This window comes from Stenotrophomonas sp. 62841_Sma (genome assembly GCF_056482945.1).
Window position 1 is genome coordinate 4,517,362 of record NZ_CM151224.1, and the last position, 19,696, is coordinate 4,537,057.

Sequence of the window (19,696 nt, forward strand, 5' to 3'; positions counted from 1 at the left end):
GCGCAGAGAAGCGCTCATCTAAACTAGAAAAGAATGGAAGGTGCGAGCACAGGACCCTTGTGTAAACCCACTACGTTGTTCAGCGGCACTCTGGAGATAGGTGGCTGGCCGCCGATCGCCATATGGGGACGGTGCCAGTTGTAGTGGTGCAGCCATTGGTTCAGAACGGAATTGCGCTGGTCCGAGGATGCGTACTCGCAGGCGTAGGCCCACTCGCGCAGGCTGGTCTGGATGAAGCGCTCGGCTTTGCCATTGGTCCGCGGCGTGTAGGGCTTGGTTCTGATGTGCTTGATTCCAAGGGATTTGAGCAGCTTGGCAAAGGCGGTGGAGCGATAGCAGGCACCGTTGTCGGTCAGGATCCGCTTGAAGGTGATTCCCAGGCTGGCGTAGTACTCCAGAGCGCCCAGCAACGCCTGGCAGGCGGTTTCGCCCTGTTCGTTGGGGTGGACGCTGCTGAAGGCCACTCGGGAGTGATCGTCGATGGCCACGTGGACGTAGCCCCAGCCACCGCCCGCGGCGTTTCCCCGGCGTTTGGCATCGGTTCTGTGCCCTGGCCGCTGGAAGTTGCCCAGCTTCTTGATGTCCAGGTGCAGCAGCCCTCCTGGCTGATCATATTCGTATCGGATGACCTCCTTGGGCGGATCAAGCTGACACAGCCGATTGAGGCCGTGGGCGCGCATCAGCCTTGAAATCGTACTGTGGCCGACCCCCAGTGCCTTGGAGATGGTCAGGTAGGTCTGCCGCTTACGGCGGCGTTCCTTGATCTGCTCGACCACCAGCTCCGGTGTGGCGTGCGGCGTCTGGTGAGGCTTTGAGCTGCGGTTCTCCAAGCCCGATGGCCCCAACTCCCGGAATCGGCCCAGCCATTTGTAAGCCGTACGCACGCTGACGCCACACGCCTGAGCTGCTTCTTCCGGGCGCAGGCCCTCGTGAAGAATGCGGTGAACAAGAAGTGCTCGACTATGGACGGTCAAACGGGCATTTTTATGGTGGTTCATCCGGGCTCTTTGGGGTCTGGAAAGGTGTGGTAACCGCCATTTTCCAAAGATGTCCCGGATGAACAACCTACAGAGAGATCACAGTTAGTCGACTCGCGCGCGAAGCGCGGTTTTCTGAGGAGCCGATGAGTAGAGCAGTCGACTGACAGTCGACTCTACCAAGAGCAGGTCATGGCAGCGGATGGGTCAATGCCAGAGCAGGTCACGGCAGCGGGCAACCAAAGCGGGTCATGGTCGCCCGGCGACGCCAAGGGCGTCTCCCCGCACATCACGCCGCGGAATCCACGCGCCCACGTCTCGCCAGCAACGCCACCCGACGGCTGACCAGCGCGTGCAGCTCCGCCAGCTCCGACGCCCGGTCAGCCGTCATGTTCCCGCCGAACAACACCCGCGACAACGCCGCCTCGTCGCTGTCGTGCGGGTGCTGCCACCGGTCCCGGTACACCTTCTGGCACACCAGCCAGGCCAGCCGCAGCCCCCCACCGGGCAACGGGCGGACCACACGCTCGTAGACGTGCCAGAACTGGTACTCGGCCTGCAGGTCGATCACAGGCGCCACGGACAGCGCCTGCCGGGGCCGTCCCGGGCTCCGGATGTCGAACAACGGTGATCGCGGGTTGAACTGAGCCATGCCGACAGCATGACCCAGCAACATTGTGGGAACCTTGCGTCGCCGCCAGAAAATCCCTGTTGATTGCGCAAGGCGGGTTTGTGGGCGGATCTGGGCACCTGCCTGGGGACCGCCAGGTGCATCCACGCATGGCGTGGATCTACTTAGAACGCCATCGAGGTGCTGAACATCAGCTGCCGGGGGGCGCTGCGCTGCAGGGTCTGGTAATCCCCCGAGAACGACGAGCCGGCGATGGTGGCGGTGCCGATGTTGTGGCGGTTGAACAGGTTGCTCACGTCCAGCCGCAGCTCCAGGCCGGGCACGGCGCTGTCCGCACCGAAGCGGTAGGCGGCATAGGTGTTGACCTGCCAGAAGGTCGGCACGCGGATGTCGTTCTCGTAGGTGAAGGGCTGGCGCAGGTAGGAGGTGCTGGTGGCACCGAAGCGCCAGTCACCGAAGTGGGCGGACAGGTCGCTGACCAGCGAGATCTGCGGGTAGCCCGGCTGGGCATTGCTCTTGATCGGATACACCGTATCGCCCACCACGAAATCGCTGTCGTAGTACGAACGGGCCACGGCCACGCCCTGGTAGAACTGCAGATGGTCGGTCAGGTCGGCGGTGATGCCGAGGTCGGCGCCGATCACGTGCATCTTCGGCATCAGCCGCACCGTGTTGATCTGCGCGAACTGGGTACCAATGGCCGCCGACAGCAGGCGGTTGCGGATGTCGTTGTAGAACACGTCACCGGTGATCGTCAGCCGGTCGAAGCGATGCGACGCGCCGACGGTCAGATTCCAGTTCTTCTCCGGGCGCAGCGTGCCGGCCACGCGGTCGAACTCTTCCTGGTCGGTGATGGTCCACGCCGAGGCGGTGTAGCCGATGTTGCCGCGCTGCGCCACGCGATAGCCGTTCATGGTATTGGCCAAGTCGATGAAGGCGTCGGTGGATTCGGTCGGGCTCCAGAACAGCGAGACGTGCGGCAGGAAGTTGCTCTTCGCGCGCAGCGTGCCGTTCACCGGGCGATCCTTGGCATCACCCAGGCCGCCACCGCTGGTGCGGAAGTCCACGGCCTTGAAGCCGACACCCAGCTTCAGCGTGTCGTTCAACACGATGTCGTCCTGCAGGTAGAACTGGCGCGAGCGGGTCACCCAGCTCGATGCGTTGTCGGTCTTGAACGCGGGGCCATACACATCGAACGGACCGGTGGCCTTCAGCGGCGGGCCCTCGCCAAGCAGCGGCTGCTGGTACCACTCGGTCTTGGCCGCGGCCTTGCTCTTCTCCTGCCAGAAACCGGCAGTGAAGGTGTGCGCGCCGGTCTCAAACTGCAGGTTGAGCATGCCACCCAGCCGATTCACACGCGGCGTCTGCACCTGTTCGGAGAACGGTGCGTCGTTGGGCGACGGCACGGTCGGGTCGGTCAGCGTGGCCTGGGTGTGGCTGTTGGCGTTGTACAGCTGCACGTTGCCGCTCAGCGCCGGGGTGATCTGGAAGCGATGGTTGATCGAGGACACGCGGTCGCGGGTGATCTGGCCAGTGTCGTACGGGATAAGTTCGGACAGCTCACCGCAGGTGTAGGCGCCGCAGGATTTGTCCGCATTCTCCGGCGAGGCCACGTACCAGGCCCACGCGTAATCCGGATAGAAGATGTCGGCCTTCCAGCCCAGCTTGCGGATCATGTCGAAGGAAATGTTGTTGTAGCCCCAGACCTTGGCCTTGCTGTCAGACAGGAACACGGTGAAGTCGCCCCAGGCGACGTCCTGCTGCAGCTTCAGGTCGCCGCGCAGGAAGTTCTGGGTGCCCTCGCCCTGGTACTTGTCGGCGGACACGCGCTGCAGGTCGACCAGCACTTTCGGGCCATGCTCGCCGAGCTGGCCGCTCTGCCCGGACACGGTGGTGACCAGCGTGTTGTTGCTGCCCACGCCCTGCTTCACGCGCAGGCTGGGCGTGTCCTGCAGCTCGCGCAGGCGGTATTCCAGGCTGCCGCCGTTGACGCTGCTGGAGAACACACTGACCGGTGCCCCACCGGGACTGACCGTGATCGCGCCGATGCCATCGGGCACGCCCACGTTCACCACGCTGGTGCCGGTGAGCGAGAGGAAGCCGTTGTCGTTCAGTGGCACGCCTTCGAAGGTGATGCCCATTTCGTTCATGCGGAAGCCGCGCACGAACAGGCTGGTGGCCGAGATATCCAGGCCAAGCCCGTCGGTAGCGGTGTAGCTGGCGCCCGGCACCTGCTTCAGCATGGCCAGGCCGTTGTTGCCGGTGACCATCGCGTCGAGGTCTTCGGCCTTGATGATGTAGCGGTTCGGACCGATCACCTGGGTGGGCGCAACGGCGGCGCCGCGCGGCGTGGCGATGACCTGCAGCGCGTTCAAGGTGGTGGGGGTGTCATGCGCGGCATCGTGCGTTTCTGCGGCGTACGCAGGTGCGGTGATGGCCGTGATGATGGCCAGGGCGAGGCGCGTCGTGGGTGGGGTGTTCATCGGCAGATCCAGGTGCAGGGAGAGAGCGGCGCAGGCACACGCCCAGCGCGTTGCAGCACCGGTGTCGGCGCCCTGGCTGGCGATGCGATTGCGTTGAAGGAGTGACGGCGCGGTGCGCGCCGGTCAGCAGACGAGGACGATCATCTGCTGCGGGATTCGATGGGGTGATTTCGACGTGCGAAATTCTTGCATCGCACTGCCGCATTCGCCATTGCGCGGTGGTACAGCGCGGATGGCGATGGGGATGGGTGGGTTATACGTGGGTATAGCCTGGGTCGGCGCATACGGTGCGCGTGTGCCAACCAAGGTTGGCACCTACCGAGGCGGACGGGACCCGGTAGAGGCCGACCTTGGTCGGCGCATACGGTGTGCGTGTGCCAACCAAGGTTGGCACCTACCAGGGCGGATGGGACATGGTAGAGGCCGACCTTGGTCGGCGCATACGGTGTGCGTGCGCCAACCAAGGTTGGCACCTACCGGGGCGTAGGGGCGCGCGGTTACTGCAGGACGAAACGCTCAATGGCGCGCGCCACGCCTTCGTCTGCATTGCTGGTGGTCTCGAACCGCGCCACCGCCTTCACCGCGTTGATGGCATTGCCCATCGCCACGCTGGTACCGGCGTACTGCAGCATGGTCAGGTCATTCTCCTGGTCACCGATGGCCATCACGTTGGCGCGGTCGATGCCCAAGTGCTCGGCCAGCTTCTGCAGGCTTGGGCCCTTGCCGGCGCGGTGGTCGAACACTTCCAGGAAGAACGGTGCGCTCTTCAGCACCGCGAAGCGCTCGGTCAGTTCGCTGGGCAAACGCGCGATGGCGGCATCCAGCACGTCGGGCGCGTCGATCATCATCAGCTTGATGAAGGACATCGACGGGTCCATGTCTTCCACGCGGCGATAGGACAGCGGCATCCGCGAGAGATGCGAGTCGGCCACGGTGTAGTAGCTGATGTCCTGGTTGGGCGTATACATGCGCCGGCTGTCCAGCGCCTGGAAGTGCACGCCCAGGTCGCGGGCCACCTGCTCGCAGAACAGGAAGTCGTCGAAGCTGAGCGGATACTCGACCACCGTTTCGCGCGTACCGATACGCTGCACCAGGCCGCCATTGCAGGCGATGCAGTAGTCGTCGTCGCCGGTGATGCCCAGCTCGTGCAGGAACGGTGCCAGGCCCGGAACCGGGCGGCCACTGGTCAGCACGATGTGCACGCCCAGCGCGCGCGCCTGCGCGATCGCCTGCTTGGCCCGCGCGGTGAGCGTGTGGGTGGGATCCAGCAGGGTGCCATCCATATCGATGGCGACCAGTTCGATGGTCGATTGCCTGCGGCCCATGTCCATTGCGTTCAACTCGTGCGGGGCACGCCAGTTTAACCCCTCATGCCCGGTTCACCTCTTTGCCCACGTTGGCCGGGATACTGCGGGAGCCTGTGCGTCCCCCCACCGCAGGACGGCCCCTTGACCGCCCTTCCCTGGAGAACCTTGCGACGCATGACCTACCGAGCCCCCGAAACCAATGACAGCGCGCCCCTGGCCGAGCAGATCGAGCAGATGATCGACGAGCTGCCCGGTGAGCAGGTCAGTATCGGCACCCTGCTCAGCGCGCTGGGCGATGAAGGCCTGCTGCTGATCGTGATCCTGCTCTCGGCCATCTTCATCATTCCGGTGTCGATTCCCGGGCTGAGTACGGTGTTTGGTGCTTCGATCCTGCTGATCGGCCTGAGCCGCGTGCGCAACCGCCCGCTGTGGGTGCCGCAGAAACTGGCGCGCCGCGAGATCGCCACCGACAAGCTGAAGGCCAACCTGGGCCGTGCGCTGAAGTGGGTGCACCGCATGGAGCGGTTGTCGCGGCCGATGCGGCTGGCAGTGATGGTGCGCTCGAAGAAAATGATGCGCCTGAACAACCTGATGCTGGTGTTCGCGACCCTGCTGCTGATGGCGCCGGCCGGGCCGATTCCGTTCAGCAATACCTTGCCGGCGCTGGCGCTGATGTCCTTTGCGATCGGCTTCATCCAGCGCGATGGTGCCGCGGTGGCGGCCGGTTACGGTTTCGTGGTGGCTACGGTGGTGTATTTCGGCGTGCTGCTGGGTGGCGTGGGGTTTGCTGCCGAGTCTGTGTTCAGCGGGTTGCGCGCTGCGCCTTCGGAAATGTAGAGCCGGGCCCAGGCTCGGCGGCTTATGGCTTTTTGTAGAGTCGAGCCATGCTCGACTGCTGCTGGCAAAAGCAGTCGAGCATGGCTCGACTCTACAAGGGCCAGATCCAACGCAGTCGAGCGTGGCTCGACGCTACAGAACTACTTGGCTGACACCCGCCACACCACGTCGCCCACGTCATCGGCGACCAGCAATGCACCCTCGGCATCCATGGCCATGCCCACTGGCGCGCCCATCAGCGTCTTCTCGTCCTTCGAGGCGAAACCACTGACCACGGTCTGCGGTCGCCCGGTCGGCTTACCGTCCTTGAACGGTACGTAGACCACTTCGTAGCCGCTCAGCGGCGAACGATCCCAGCTGCCGTGTTCGCCGATGAAGGCGCCGCCGTGGTACTGCGCCGGCAGTGCCTGGCCGGTGTAGAACAGCAGGCCCAGCGGTGCCACGTGCGAGCCGATGGCGTAGTCCGGCGTGATGGCTTTCGCCACCAGGTCCGGCCGCTGCGGCTGCACACGCTCGTCCACGTGCTGGCCGTAGTAGCTGTAGGGCCACCCGTAGAAGCCATCTTCCTTCACCGAGGTGAGGTAATCGGGCACCAGATCCGCACCGATTTCATCGCGTTCGTTCGCCACGGCCCACAGCGTGCCGGTGCTCGGCTCCCAGTCCAGTCCGGTCGGGTTGCGGATGCCCGACGCAAAGATGCGGCTGCCACGGGTGGCCACGTCCACTTCCAGCACCACCGCACGGCGGTACTCGACGGCCAGGCCGTTCTCGGTGATGTTGCTGTTGGAACCCACGCCCACATACAGCTTGCTGCCATCACGGCTGGCCAGCAGTTCCTTGGTCCAGTGGTGGTTGATGGTGCTGGGCAGGTCGGTGAACTCGCGGCCCTTGTCGGACATGCGGGTTTCACCAGGCACGTAGTGATACTGCATGATGTTGCCGGTGTTGGCCACGTACAGCGTGTCGCCGATCAGCTGGATGCCGAAGGGCGAATGCAGGCCTTCGATATAGACGTGCTGGGTCCAGGTGTTCGTTCCCGGCGTGCGGCGCAGCAGGGTGACCCGGTTGCCGCCCTTGCCGGCCTTGCCCGAGCGCGCTTTGACCTTGCCGGCGATCCACTGCTTGGGCGTGGTGACCGGTTCTTCGCCGGGGCCATTGCCCTCCACCACCAGCACATCGCCGTTGGGCAGGGTCAACAATCGCCGCGGATGCAGCAGGTTGGCGGCGATGCGTTCGATCTTCAGGCCTTCGGCCACGGTGGGTGACTGCCCATCGGCCCAACCCACGCCACGAGGCACCTGCATCGGCGGCATCAGGAAGTTCTTAGGTGCTGGCAACGGCGGCTTCGCACCGGATTGGTCGGTGGGGTGGTATTCGGCCTTGCCGGCACAGGCCGACAGCATCACGGCCAGCGCCAGGGCGCCCACGGTAGGCAGGATGTGCTTAGCCATGACGACCTCCCTGCAGCACCGGCGGCTGCAGTGACAGCAGGATCAGGCCCAGTGCGATCAGGGCCACGGTCAGCGCCGACAGGATCGTGCCCGGCACCGCGACGGCATAGGCATCGCGGCTGTGCACGAAGGCGTTCCAGATGGCCAGCACCACCGCGACCAGGTTGAGGAAGAAGTCGATACGGTCGATGCGGGTGGCGGTACCGTTGTGGCGCCAGACCGCGAACAGGTTGATCAGGCGCGGAATGATGGCGATCAACAAGCCGAAGGTGATCAGCCAGGCAGCGGCCTTTCCCCACATCACCTCGGCGCTGTTGAGATAGATCGCGTCGAAGATCAGCGCGCCGACGAAGAAGCCGAAGGGTATCGGGTTCAACAGGCTGAACAGCGTGGTGCCGAGGCCGCGATGGGCCTGGGCCAGAGGGTTGACCATCATCGTGCTCCGATGCGGAAGGGTGCACGCGCTGTAGTAGCACAGCCGGATGTGAGGGCGTGCGATGACACCGGGTAGATCCACGCCATGCGTGTATACGCGTGCCAACCAAGGTGGGCACCTACCAGATGCGGGCCGCTGCAGTCGTCATTACCCCACGGCATAAGTGTTTGTGACGCAATCGGCACATCTGCAGATTGGGAGTGTGAAGAGGTAGGGGGTTGTTCGTTGTGTCGCGTTTGGCTCGTTGCGATGGGGCAGTTCCGCCCCGCCGTCCTGCCATGCCGATTCACAACAGAAGGATTCGTGTATGAAGCGACACACGCAACGCTCCGCGCCACCGCGCTCCGCGCGCCTGGCCCTTGCCACTGCCCTGGTGCTGGGCAGCCTGGCCGCCACCGCCCAGGCCCAGCAGGCCGATCCACTGGCCGGGCGCCAGTGGCATCTGCTCAACACCGGACAGGCCGTACTGGGCGATACCCTGCCGGTGGCTGGCAACGATCTGAACGTGGATGGCCTGTTCCGCAATGGCATCCGTGGCCAAGGCGTCACCATCGCCATCGTCGATGACGGCCTGCAGATCGCACACCCGGACCTGGCCGCCAACGTTGCGGCGGTCGCCGGCAAGAACTTCGCCAACCAGAGCAACAACCCTTCACCGTCCAATCCGGACCGCGACAATCACGGCACCATGGTCGGCGGCATCGCCGGTGCAGTAGGTGCCAACAATCTGGGCGTGCGCGGCGTGGCCTCGGCGGCCACCCTGAAGGGCTTCAACTTCCTGGCGTCCAATGCCCAGGGCAATTCGAATTCCAACATCGAGTACTCGTGGTGGGACGGCGCCGAAGTGGCCGACGTGGGGGTCTTCAACAACAGCTGGGGCTCCAGCCCGGGCAACCCCAACCTGCCGCTGGCCTACAGCCAGAACGACATCGCCGCCTATGAGCAGGCCATGTCCGGCACCCGTGGCGGCCGCGGTGGCATCTACGTGAAGGCCGCAGGCAACAACCACAACAACGGCGCACGCTCGGATGGCACCGACATCTGCTCGGCAGACACCAAGAACCGCAACACGGGTTGCATTCCGGCCGGTCGCGACCCGCGTAACAACCTGTTCAACGTGATCACCGTTGCCGCCGTGCGCGCCGATGGCGTGCGCTCGTCCTACTCGTCCACCGGCTCGGCGCTGTGGGTGTCCGGCTTCGGCGGTGAGAATGGTTGGCAGCGGCAGGTCGTGCCGGGGCAGCTGGCGATCCGCTACGATCCGGCCATCCTCACCACCGATGTCATCGGCTGCGCGCAGGGAAGCAACAAGAACACGAGCCTGCGCAACACTTTGGACGGCGACCAGTCTGCCATCGACAGCACCTGCAACTACACCGGCAAGATGAACGGCACCTCGGCGGCCACGCCGATGGTGTCGGGCGTGGCGGCGCTGCTGCTGGAGACCAACCCGAACCTGTCCTACCGCGATGTGAAGTACATCCTGGCCACCACCGCCACCCGCACCGATCCGAACCGGGCAGCGGTGACCCACTCCGACGGCCGCGTGCTGGTGCCGGGCTGGACGGTGAATGCCGCCGGCCGTGCCTACAGCAACTGGTACGGTTTCGGTGTGGTCAACGCGGCACGCGCGGTACAGGTCGCAGAAGACTTCCAGCCGCTGGGTGCACTGGTGGATAGTGGCTGGCGCAACACGACGCGTACCGTGGCCATCGGCAATACCTCGGCGGCCGCGGCGCGCCTGACCTTCCAGCTCGCCAACGGTGCGCGCAACATCGAGAGCGTGCAGCTCGGCTTCCGCGTCAACCACAGCAACACCCGCCAGCTGCAGTTCGTGCTGATCTCGCCCAGTGGCACCCGCAGCGTGGTGCAACCGGCATTCACCGCCATCGGCTCTGGCCTCAATGGCGTCCAGCGCAACTTCACCAACTGGGACCTGCTGTCCAGCAATGCCTTCCTGGATGAGAACGCCACGGGCACCTGGACACTGGAAGTCACCGACCTGGGGCAGGCCGCGAACGCTGCATCGCGTGGCAACCTCGAATTCTTCAAGATCCGCGTTCTGGGGCACTGATGATGAAGACGACCATTCTGTTGAGCACCCTCGCCCTCGCGGCGATGACCACCACCGCCTGGGCACAGAGCTCGGGCCAGACACCTCCGGCGAAGACCTTGTCGACCGTAGACACGCAGCAGTTGAAGGCGGAGGCCACTGGCCGTTCGTTCAATGTGGGCGGCTCGCGCTTCCAGCTGGCACCGTCGGCAACCGTGCAGCAGGCCAGCGGCGGCCAGTTCCGGATCACCACCGGGGCTGATGCCAGCGCGGCGGCCGTCGGCACCCGCAGCAAGCGGTCCACGGATGCGTCTACCGGTGTGGCCGCACGTGCGGATGCCGGTGCCAGCAAGTTTGCGGCCGCTGTCTCCAACGATGGCGCGCCGGTCGTGGCGACCTCGCGGGTCAAGGTGTTCTTCACCGATGCGGCTTCGGCGCAGCGTGCGGCCACCGCCACCGGCGGCACCGTGGTGAAGGTATCCAAGGCCTCGGGCCGCGCGATTGTGGAGTATCCGTCGGTGAACGCGGCACTGGATGCGACCACCAAGCTGCTGTCGACCGCCGGCATCAAGGCGGCCGAGCCGGACGTGGTGCAGTGGGAAGAAACCAAGTAAGGCGTTGAGTGGTGCCCCCGGCCGGTTGGCTCTCCTGGCCGGCCGGGGGATTGGTGTGGGGGGGTGTGCCGACCAACGGTCGGCACCCACGTGTCGACCAAGGTCGACACCTACCGGGGCAGCGGGCGCGACGAACAGGCGGCATCAGCCGGGCATGGCCCAGGATTACCGGGCGGCGAGCGTGTCGCCTTGCTTGAGGTGGCAGCTGGCCAGCGGGCCGTTGCCGGCGGCCGGATGGCCAGGCTCGAGCAGCAGGCGCTGCACGTCCGAGAACAGCTTGTCCACCGGCATGCCGTAGGGCGCGAACAGGCGCAGACGGCCTTGGCGATCAAACACGTAGCCGCCGGCGATATGGCTCATGGTGTAGGTGTCCGGCACCGGGCCGGGTTCCTTTTCGTAGAACGCCTTGAAGTCGCTGGCCATCGCGGCCAGTTGCGCTTCGTTGCCGACCAGTGCGATCGCCTTGGGGTCGAAGGCTTCCACGTAGGTGCGCGCAACCTCCGGCGTATCACGCGCTGGGTCGACACTGACGAACACTACCTGCAACTGGTCGGCATCCTTGCCCATCAGGTGCTTGACCTGGCTGAGCTCGACCATGGTGGTCGGGCACACGTCCGGGCAGCTGGTGAAGCCGAAGAACAGGTAGGTCACCTGCCCCTGCAGGTCCTTCGGCCCACGCACGGTGCCGTGGCTGTCGGGCATCGACCACTGCTGGCCGAGTTCTTCGCAGGCGATGTCCTTGGAATAGAAGTCCATGCGCGACTGCGCACTGCAGCCGGCCAGCAGGCCGATGGCCAGGCCTGCCAGCAGCGGCAGGCGGAAACGGGGAGAGAACAACGAACGGGCAACAGCAGCAGAGCGCTTCACGGGTACCACCAACGCAGACGCGGGCGGGGTCTCGGTCAGGCCTGCCCGTGGGGGAAAGAGGACGGAGGTGCCGGGGTGATCGCGCGGTCCATGCCGATCACCCCGGCCACGGTCAGTTGATCATCATGTGGTAGTGCATGCTCCAGATGATCCAGACCGACAGTGCGACGACGATGAACAGGATCACCAGGGTGAACACGAAGCTGGCCAGGTTCCAGCCACCTTCGGACTTACGGTCCATGTGCAGGAAATAGACCAGCTGCACCAGGATCTGCGCCACCGCGAAGCCGACCAGCAGGAACAGCGTGAGCGGCCGCGACAGCACCGGGTTCATCACCAGCGCGAACGGCACCACGGTCAGCAGCGCGCACAGCACGAAGCCGATCAGGTAGGACTTGGTGGAGCCGTGCGCATTGCCGGCGCGCGAGGTTTCGACGTGGGCCATGTCAGAAGGCTCCGATCAGGTAGACGAAGGTGAAGACGCAGATCCACACCAGGTCCAGGAAGTGCCAGAACAGGCTCAGGCACGACACGCGGGTGATGTTGGTCGGGGTCAGGCCGCGGCTGTAGACCTGGTGCATGACCACCGCCATCCAGATCAGGCCGCTGGCCACGTGCAGGCCGTGGGTGGCGACCAGCGCGAAGAACGCCGACAGGTAGGCACTGGTGCTGGGGCCCGCGCCTTCGTGGATCAGGTGCGAGAACTCGTAGATCTCCATGCCGATGAACGAGGCACCAAGCACGAAGGTCACGCCCAGCCAGCGCAGCACCGCCGAGGTGTCGTGGCGATGCATCGCCAGCACGGCCTGGCCGTAGGTGATGCTGGAGACCAGCAGCAGGAAGGTCTCGGCCATCACGAACGGCAGCGAGAACAGGTCCTTGCCGGTGGGGCCGCCGGCGTAGGCGGTGCTGAGCACCGCGTACGAGGCGAACAACGAACCGAACAGCACCAGGTCGGACATGAGGTAGACCCACATGCCGAACACCTTCATGCCGCCCTGTTCGTGGCCGTGGTCGTGTTCGTGGTGGTCCTCGTGCGCCTGCGTGTCGCTGGCCAGCTCCGGGCGGGTCAACAGGTTCATGCGCGTACCTCCTTCAGCTTGGCAAGGTTGGCCGCTTCGGTGCGCGCCACCTCTTCGGAACTGACGTAGTAGTCCACGTCCTCGTCGTAGGACCGCACGATCAGGGTCACGATCATCGCGATGAAGCTGGCCGCGGCCATCCACCAGATGTGCCAGACCAGGGCGAAGCACAGCACCAGGATCCAGATGTTGAGGATCAGCGGCACGCCGGTGTTCTTCGGCATGTGGATCGGCGCGTACTTCTTCGGCGGCGGCGGCAGGCCACGCTTCTTCGCTTCGTGGAAGGCATCCAGCTCATCGGCCTTGGGCACCACGGCGAAGTTGTAGAACGGCGGCGGCGACGGCGTGGCCCATTCCAGCGTGCGTGCATTCCACGGGTCGCCGGTCAGGTCCAGGTTGCGCTTGCGGTCGCGCACGCTCACGTAGATCTGCACCAGCATCAGGATGATGCCCGCGAACACGAACAGTGCACCGATGAAGGCGGCGATCAGGTACGGCGTCCACGCCGGGTTGTCGTACTGGTTCATGCGGCGGGTCATGCCCATGAAGCCGAGCATGTACAGCGGCATGAAGGCCAGGTAGAAACCGATCACCCAGCAAGCGAACGACCACTTGCCCAGGCGCTCGTTGAGGGTGAAGCCGAACACCTTCGGGAACCAGTAGGCGAAGCCGGCCAGGTAGCCGAACAGCGCGCCGCCGATGATGGTGTTGTGGAAGTGCGCGACCAGGAACAGGCTGTTGTGCAGCAGGAAGTCCGCGCCCGGAATGGCCAGCAGCACGCCGGTCATGCCACCGATGGTGAAGGTGACCAGGAAGGCGACGGTCCACAGCATCGGCACGCTGAACTCGACGCGGCCACCGTACATGGTGAACAGCCAGGTGAAGATCTTCACGCCGGTGGGAATGGCGATGATCATCGTCATGATGCCGAAGAAGGCATTGACGCTGGCACCGGAACCCATGGTGAAGAAGTGGTGCAGCCAGACGATGAACGACAGGATGCCGATCGCCAGGGTGGCGCCCACCATCGACTTGTAGCCGAACAGCTTCTTGCGCGCGAACGTGGCAGTCACTTCAGAGAAGATGCCGAATGCCGGCAGCACCAGGATGTACACCTCCGGATGGCCCCAGGCCCACACCAGGTTCACGTACATCATCGGGTTGCCACCCAACGTGTTGGTGTAGAAGTTGAAGTCCAGGTAGCGGTCCAGGGTGAGCGCACCCAGCGCCACGGTCAGGATCGGGAAGGCGGCGATGATGATCACGCTGGTGACCAGCACGGTCCAGGTGAACACCGGCATCTTCATCAGGGTCATGCCCGGCGCACGCATGCGCAGGATGGTGATGAACAGGTTGACGCCGGTCAGCAAGGTGCCGATGCCCGAAGCCTGCAATGCCCAGATGTAGTAGTCCACGCCCACGCCTGGACTGAACTCGATGCCCGACAGCGGCGGATAGGCCACCCAGCCGGTCATGGCGAATTCGCCAACGCCCAGCGAGATCATCATCAACGCGGCGCCGACCACGAAGATCCAGAAGCTGAAGGCGTTGAGGAACGGGAACGCCATGTCGCGCGCGCCGATCTGCAGCGGCACGATGATGTTCATCAGGCCGACCACGAACGGGGTGGCCACGAAGAAGATCATGATCACGCCGTGCGCGGTGAAGATCTGGTCGTAGTGCTCAGGTGGCAGGAAGCCGTCACTGCCCGGGCCAGCCGCGGCCAGCTGCGCGCGCATCATCAGCGCATCGGCAAAGCCACGCACCAGCATGACCAGCGCTACCACCACGTACATGATGCCGATCTTCTTGTGGTCCACGGTGGTGAACCAGTCACGCCACAGCGGGCCCCACAGCTTGAAGTACGTCACCGCGCCAAGCAGCGCGAGGCCACCCAGCACCATGGCCGCCAATGTGACCACGACGATCGGCTCGTGCAGCGGCACGGCCTCCCACGTCAATTTACCCAACATGTTCGTTACTCCTGGGAAACCTGGGCACCACCGGCAGCGCCCGCCGGGGTCGCAGCAGCGGTGTTCTCACCAACGCCGATGAACTGGTCGATGACCTTCTTGAACAGCAGTGGTTCAACACTGGAGAAGTGCTGCACCGGTGCGTTCTTCGACGGCGCGGCCAGCGCCTTGAACTGCGTGAAGCTGAGGGCGTCCGGCGCGCTGCGCACCTCGGCCACCCAGCGCTCGAACTCTTCGTTGCTGCTGGCGGTGGCGATGAACTTCATGTTCGAGAAGCCATGCCCGCTGTAGTTGCCGGACATGCCACGGAACTGGCCGGGCTCGTTGGCGATCAGGTGCAGCTGCGTGCGCATGCCGGCCATCGCGTAGATCTGCCCACCCAGCTGCGGGATGAAGAAGGTGTTCATCGTCGAGTTGGAGGTGATGTTGAACGCCAGCGGGCGGTCGACCGGGAAGTTGAGCTGGTTGACCGTGGCGATGCCGAGGTCCGGATACACGAACACCCACTTCCAGTCGGTGGCGATCACGTCCACGTGCAGCGGCTCACCGGCCACGTCCAGCGGCTTGTAGGGGTCCAGCTCGTGGGTGGACTTCCACACGATCACCGCCAGCACCGCGATGATGATCAGCGGCACGCCCCAGACCACGATCTCCACTTTGGTGGAGTGCGACCAGTCAGGCATGTATTTGGCTTTGGTATTGCCGGCGCGGTAGCGCCAGGCGAACACGAAGGTCAGCACGATGGCCGGTATCACCACGATCAGCATCAGGCCGATGCAGATCAGGATCAGGTCGCGCTGGGCGAGCCCGACCATGCCCTTCGAATCCAGCAGCACCCAGTCACAGCCCGACAGGCCGACGCAGGCCAGGGCGACCAGCGCCAGGCGGATGCGGTTCCAGCAGATATTCATTGGAGGTCAACCCTGTTGAAGAAGCGCGCTTGACCGGCTCGCCTGCGCGCAGCGCCCGGGCGTGGAGCGGCTACACTGTGGGTACGAGGTCGCCTACAAAAAGGCGAGCCACTCCAATCAAGCCCATACAAGATACAGCATTGTATGGACTTGTGCATCTGCACGTATGGAAAAAACTGACCGATGACGCCACCTGCCGCCGGCCGCCGCCTGAAACACCCCAATCGCACCTGGGTTCGCCCCTTCCGCGAGGGCGCCGGCCCGCTGTACCTGCAGATTGCCCAGCAGGTGCGCGAGGCGGTGGATGACGGCGTGCTGCGCCCGGGCGACCGCCTGCCGCCGCAGCGCGACCTGGCCCAGCAGGTGGGCGTGGACCTGACCACGGTCACCCGTGCCTTCGCCGAGCTGCGCCAGGCCGGCCTGCTCGACGCCCAAGGCGCTGGCGGTACCTTCATCGCGCTGTCGGCCGGCAACCGCAGCACCTCGGTGGACCTGAGCATGAACATCCCGCCGCTGCTGGGCAGCGCGCCGTTCGCACAGGGCATGGAGGCCGGTTTCCAGCACGTGGGCCAGCAGCTGGGCCAGGGCGAACTGATGAGCTACCACGTCGGCGCCGGCACCCGCGAGGACCGCGCCGCCGCTGTGCAGTGGCTGTCACCGATGCTGGGGACGGTCGGTGCCGACCAGGTGGTGATCTGCCCCGGTGCGCAGACCGCACTGTGCGCGCTGATCCTGGCCCGCACCCAGCCGGGCGAGCTGATTGCCGCCGAGCAGCTGACCTACCCGGGCCTGCTGGCCGCCGCGCGCGTGCTGCAGCGGGGCGTGGTGCCAGTGGCGATGGACGCCGAAGGCATGCTCCCCGACGCACTGGAGGAGGCCTGCCAGCTACGCCGCCCGCGCCTGCTGTACCTGGTGCCGACCATCCAGAACCCGACCACGGCGACGATGTCGGCACAACGCAGGCAGGCCCTGCTGGCGGTCTCGAAGCGCCACGATCTGACCGTGATCGAAGACGATCCCTACTGGTTGCTGGCCGGAGACGCCGCGCCGCCGCTGGCCGCGCACCGCGATGCCGGCTGCCCGGTCTATTACATCTCCACCCTGTCCAAGTGCCTGGCCCCGGGCCTGCGCACCGCCTATCTGGTGGTGCCGGCCGGCGAGCCGATGGAACCGGTGCTGGATGCGCTGCGCGCAATTGCACTGATGCCGACCCAGTCGATGGTGGCGGTGGCCTCGCAGTGGATCCGCAGCGGCCAGGCCCAGGACATGGTGCAGCGCTTCCAGCAGGAACTGCGCGAGCGCCAGGCCATTGCCGCCCGTTACCTGCCGGCCCGTGCCCAGGCGCATCCGGCCGGCCTGCATGTGTGGCTGCCGCTGCCGCCGCGGCTCGACCAGTACCGGTTGATCCAGGCCGCACAGGAGCAGGGGCTGGGCATTGCCAGCTCCGATGCCTTCAGCGTGGAAGAACCGCCACCGGGCAATGCGATCCGCCTGTCGTTGGGCGGCGCGGTCGACCAGGGCGCGCTGGCCGGGGCACTCGCCAAGCTGAACGAGATCCTGTCCGAGGCCCCCGAGGCACGCCACAACGCCATCGTCTGAACGGGGCGCATGGCGCTTTATCCATACAAGATGATATTTTGTATGCAATGTATGGATGAAGGGACGTGCATCGATGCGCGCCGAGAAACTGAAGTTCCACCTGGTGATGGCCGGGTGCGGCGGCTTTGTGGTGCTGATGCTGGCCGCGCTGGCCTGGGTCTGCCTGCAGCCGCAGACCGTGGATGTGCAGGCCGCCGAACGCCACGCCATCGAGCAGTGCGTGCAGCGCAGCGAGGATCCGTCGCGTAGCGAGATCCAGCGCCGCGCGCAGGCCGATTCCTGCCGCGAGATGCGCAAGCAGTACGTGCACAAGTTCGGCCGGGAAGATTCCTGATGGGCGCAGCCGCGCCGCGTCGCCGCTGGCTGCTGCCGACGATGATCGCCCTCGCCTGCCTGTTCATGGCCGGCGTGGCAGCTGCGCTGTGGCAGTACTTCGGCTACAGCGCGCAGTCCACCTTCACCGAACAGGCCATCGTCTTCGACGATTCGCAGCTGCGCCTGCCGGCCGATCTGGCCGGTGATACCGGCCGCATCCGCGTGGTGCATTTATGGGACCCGGCCTGCGGCGTGTGCAACCGCGAGACCGGTGCGCACCTGAGCTACCTGATCAGCATGTACCGCCGCGCCGGCATCGACTTCTATGCCATCCGCCGCCCGGGTACGCAGGGCGAGCTGCCCGAGCCACTGCGCAACAAGGTGATCAACCTGCCGACCATCGACGGCATCGAACACATTCCGGCCAGCCCCGCCGTAGCCATCTGGGATCGCCAGGGCCACCTCGCCTACGCAGGACCGTACAGCATCGGCATGGTCTGCAACTCGGCCAACAGCTTCGTCGAACCGCTGCTGGACAGACTGGTGCGCGGCGAGACCGTGCGCCCGAAAGGACTGCTTGCCGTGGGCTGCTACTGCCCCTGGCAGGCCAAGCGCTGAGGACGCGCAATGACATCACTGACGCTGGCCGGCGTGGCCGCCGCAAACAACAACGGCGGTCACCTGTCCGAACCGACCGATGGTTATGGACAGGCTCCCGCCGTTGGAAGCAACGATACGCCCCGACATGCTCCGTACATGCCGCGACCGGATGTCGCAGCCCGCGAATGGGTGCAGGACGTACTCGCGCACAGCGGGCCGATCTACCTGCGCATCGTCAACTCGCTGGAACGCACGGTGCGCCGCGGTGGTCTCGCACCGGGACAGCGCCTGCCTTCGCAACGCGCGTTGGCGCAGCAGCTCGGTATCGACCTGACAACGGTCACCCGCGCCTTCGATGAAGCACGCAAGCGTGGCCTGATCGAAGCGCGTGGACCACAGGGCAGTTTCATCGCACCGCCCAAGGCCGGCTTCGACCAGGTGGTGGACCTGAGCATGAACGTGCCACCGGTGCCCGATGCCGATGCGCTGGCCGAGACGCTGCGCCGCGGTGCCGCCGCCGTGCTTGCGCGCAGCAACGCACCGAACCTGATGACCTATCACCTGGGCGGCGGTAACCCGACCGACCGCCACGCAGCGGCGCGCTGGCTGCAGCCGATGCTGGGAAAGGTGGACGATGCCTGCCTGCTGCTGACCGAGGGTGCACAGGTGGCGCTGGCGTCGATCCTGGTCAGCCAGGGACGCGACGACGACGCGATCCTGTGCGATGCGCTGGTCTATCCGGGCCTGCTGCAGGCGGCCGCCGCACTGGGTCGGCGCTTGCTGCCGGTGGACAGCGACGAGCACGGCATGTGCCCCGAGGCGCTGCTGCGGCAGGCGCGTAGTAGCGGTGCGCGGCTGGTCTATCTCAATCCCACCTGCCAGAACCCGACCGCACTGACCCTGCCGCTGCATCGGCGCGAAGCGCTGGCGCGCGTGCTGGAAAGCGAAGGCCTGCTTGCGATCGAAGACGATCCGTACTGGCACCTCGCCGAGGAGGCGCCGATACCACTGGCAACGCTGGCACCGCGTCATGTGTTCTACGTGGCGACACTGTCGAAGGTGATCAGCCCCGGCCTGCGCACCGCCTTCGTGCGTTGCCCGAGCGCCGCGCATGCCGAGGCGATGACGGCCGCACTGCGGGCGACGCGGTTGATGGGCCATCCGCTGGTCTCGGCGTTGGCCAGCCAGCTGCTGCTGGATGGTTCGGCGCAGTCACTGCTGGCGCAGGTGCGCACCGAGGCGCGCGAGCGCATGCGCATGGCGCGCTACCTGCTGGCGCCATCGCTGCTGCAGCGGGCAGAGGGCCTGCATGCGTGGTGCCGGATACCCGCGCCGTGGACCGATGCCACGCTGGTGCGTACCGCACAGCTGCAGGGGCTGGCGATTGCGCCGTCATCGGCGTTCTGCCCGCCGGGGGTATTGCATCAGAGTGGCGTGCGGCTGTCGCTGGGACTGGCGGCGGATCGTCGGCAGCTGGAAAGTGCGCTGCGGAGGATCGACCGGTTGTTGTTGTCGGATGCGTTGCCGGCCATCGAGCGGTAGGCGCAAGGAAGTGCCAAC

Annotated in this window: 18 protein-coding genes; 7 read left to right on the forward strand and 11 right to left on the reverse strand. The window is 65.5% G+C overall.

The features are described from left to right. Window positions 1–23: 23 nt before the first annotated feature. The 4 genes from ACZK5G_RS21060 to yidA form a co-directional block, all read right to left on the reverse strand. Window positions 24–998 (reverse strand): IS481 family transposase, encoded by a 975-nt coding sequence (locus ACZK5G_RS21060; protein ID WP_478466540.1) that lies wholly within the window; start codon window positions 996–998, stop codon window positions 24–26. Window positions 999–1,266: 268 nt separating this feature from the next. Beyond that, window positions 1,267–1,653: a hypothetical protein gene (locus tag ACZK5G_RS21065; RefSeq protein ID WP_478464681.1), complete on the reverse strand. Its 387-nt coding sequence runs from the start codon at window positions 1,651–1,653 to the stop codon at window positions 1,267–1,269. Between the two features lie 119 nt (window positions 1,654–1,772). Then, window positions 1,773–4,091, reverse strand: coding sequence for a TonB-dependent receptor (locus ACZK5G_RS21070; protein WP_478464683.1), 2,319 nt, complete (start codon window positions 4,089–4,091; stop codon window positions 1,773–1,775). 497 nt (window positions 4,092–4,588) lie between these two features. Further along, window positions 4,589–5,422, reverse strand: coding sequence for a sugar-phosphatase (gene yidA / locus ACZK5G_RS21075; protein ID WP_478464685.1), 834 nt, complete (start codon window positions 5,420–5,422; stop codon window positions 4,589–4,591). Window positions 5,423–5,572: 150 nt separating this feature from the next. Here yidA and ACZK5G_RS21080 point away from each other — a divergent pair, with 150 nt between their 5' ends. Beyond that, a complete protein-coding gene (locus ACZK5G_RS21080; protein ID WP_478464687.1) occupies window positions 5,573–6,235 on the forward strand; it encodes an exopolysaccharide biosynthesis protein in 663 nt (220 codons plus the stop codon). A gap of 140 nt (window positions 6,236–6,375) precedes the next feature. Here the strand turns inward: ACZK5G_RS21080 and ACZK5G_RS21085 are convergent, their stop codons facing one another. Next, window positions 6,376–7,686 (reverse strand): PQQ-dependent sugar dehydrogenase, encoded by a 1,311-nt coding sequence (locus ACZK5G_RS21085; protein ID WP_478464689.1) that lies wholly within the window; start codon window positions 7,684–7,686, stop codon window positions 6,376–6,378. Next, window positions 7,679–8,119: a DUF2231 domain-containing protein gene (locus ACZK5G_RS21090; protein ID WP_478464691.1), complete on the reverse strand. Its 441-nt coding sequence runs from the start codon at window positions 8,117–8,119 to the stop codon at window positions 7,679–7,681. The genes ACZK5G_RS21085 and ACZK5G_RS21090 overlap by 8 nt, the downstream gene beginning before the upstream one ends. Window positions 8,120–8,429: 310 nt before the next feature. On the opposite strand from ACZK5G_RS21090, the gene ACZK5G_RS21095 reads away from it, so the two are divergent. Beyond that, window positions 8,430–10,196, forward strand: a complete 1,767-nt coding sequence (locus ACZK5G_RS21095; RefSeq protein WP_478464692.1) for a S8 family serine peptidase — start codon at window positions 8,430–8,432, stop codon at window positions 10,194–10,196. Further along, window positions 10,196–10,789 carry a S8 family serine peptidase gene (locus ACZK5G_RS21100; protein ID WP_006399785.1) on the forward strand — a complete coding sequence of 198 codons (594 nt, stop codon included), beginning with the start codon at window positions 10,196–10,198 and terminating at the stop codon, window positions 10,787–10,789. Before ACZK5G_RS21095 ends, ACZK5G_RS21100 begins: the two co-directional genes overlap by 1 nt. A 165-nt stretch (window positions 10,790–10,954) precedes the next feature. Here ACZK5G_RS21100 and ACZK5G_RS21105 read toward each other — a convergent pair whose 3' ends face one another. The 5 genes from ACZK5G_RS21105 to cyoA form a co-directional block, all read right to left on the reverse strand. Then, the gene (locus ACZK5G_RS21105; RefSeq protein ID WP_478466541.1) at window positions 10,955–11,626 is read right to left on the reverse strand and encodes an SCO family protein; all 672 of its coding nucleotides are present in this window, start codon (window positions 11,624–11,626) and stop codon (window positions 10,955–10,957) included. 142 nt (window positions 11,627–11,768) lie between these two features. Continuing rightward, the gene (gene cyoD / locus ACZK5G_RS21110; RefSeq protein ID WP_006399830.1) at window positions 11,769–12,101 is read right to left on the reverse strand and encodes a cytochrome o ubiquinol oxidase subunit IV; all 333 of its coding nucleotides are present in this window, start codon (window positions 12,099–12,101) and stop codon (window positions 11,769–11,771) included. A gap of 1 nt (window position 12,102) precedes the next feature. Next, on the reverse strand, window positions 12,103–12,738 hold the full coding sequence (cyoC, locus tag ACZK5G_RS21115) for a cytochrome o ubiquinol oxidase subunit III (RefSeq protein ID WP_012512371.1): 636 nt from the start codon (window positions 12,736–12,738) through the stop codon (window positions 12,103–12,105). Next, window positions 12,735–14,711 (reverse strand): cytochrome o ubiquinol oxidase subunit I, encoded by a 1,977-nt coding sequence (gene cyoB / locus ACZK5G_RS21120; protein WP_478464694.1) that lies wholly within the window; start codon window positions 14,709–14,711, stop codon window positions 12,735–12,737. Before cyoB ends, cyoC begins: the two co-directional genes overlap by 4 nt. Window positions 14,712–14,716: 5 nt before the next feature. Beyond that, entirely contained in the window at window positions 14,717–15,622 is a 906-nt protein-coding gene (cyoA, locus tag ACZK5G_RS21125; RefSeq protein WP_049421129.1) for a ubiquinol oxidase subunit II, read from the reverse strand. Window positions 15,623–15,805: 183 nt separating this feature from the next. Here cyoA and ACZK5G_RS21130 point away from each other — a divergent pair, with 183 nt between their 5' ends. From ACZK5G_RS21130 to ACZK5G_RS21145, 4 genes are read left to right on the forward strand one after another with little or no spacing between them, the layout of a single operon-like run. After that, on the forward strand, window positions 15,806–17,221 hold the full coding sequence (locus ACZK5G_RS21130) for an aminotransferase-like domain-containing protein (protein ID WP_121504200.1): 1,416 nt from the start codon (window positions 15,806–15,808) through the stop codon (window positions 17,219–17,221). A 55-nt stretch (window positions 17,222–17,276) separates the two neighbouring features. Next, window positions 17,277–17,555, forward strand: a complete 279-nt coding sequence (locus ACZK5G_RS21135) for a hypothetical protein (RefSeq protein ID WP_005414763.1) — start codon at window positions 17,277–17,279, stop codon at window positions 17,553–17,555. Continuing rightward, a complete protein-coding gene (locus tag ACZK5G_RS21140) occupies window positions 17,555–18,154 on the forward strand; it encodes a DUF6436 domain-containing protein (RefSeq protein ID WP_329914493.1) in 600 nt (199 codons plus the stop codon). The genes ACZK5G_RS21135 and ACZK5G_RS21140 overlap by 1 nt, the downstream gene beginning before the upstream one ends. A gap of 9 nt (window positions 18,155–18,163) precedes the next feature. Then, window positions 18,164–19,678 carry an aminotransferase-like domain-containing protein gene (locus tag ACZK5G_RS21145; RefSeq protein WP_478464696.1) on the forward strand — a complete coding sequence of 505 codons (1,515 nt, stop codon included), beginning with the start codon at window positions 18,164–18,166 and terminating at the stop codon, window positions 19,676–19,678. Window positions 19,679–19,696 lie beyond the last annotated feature (18 nt).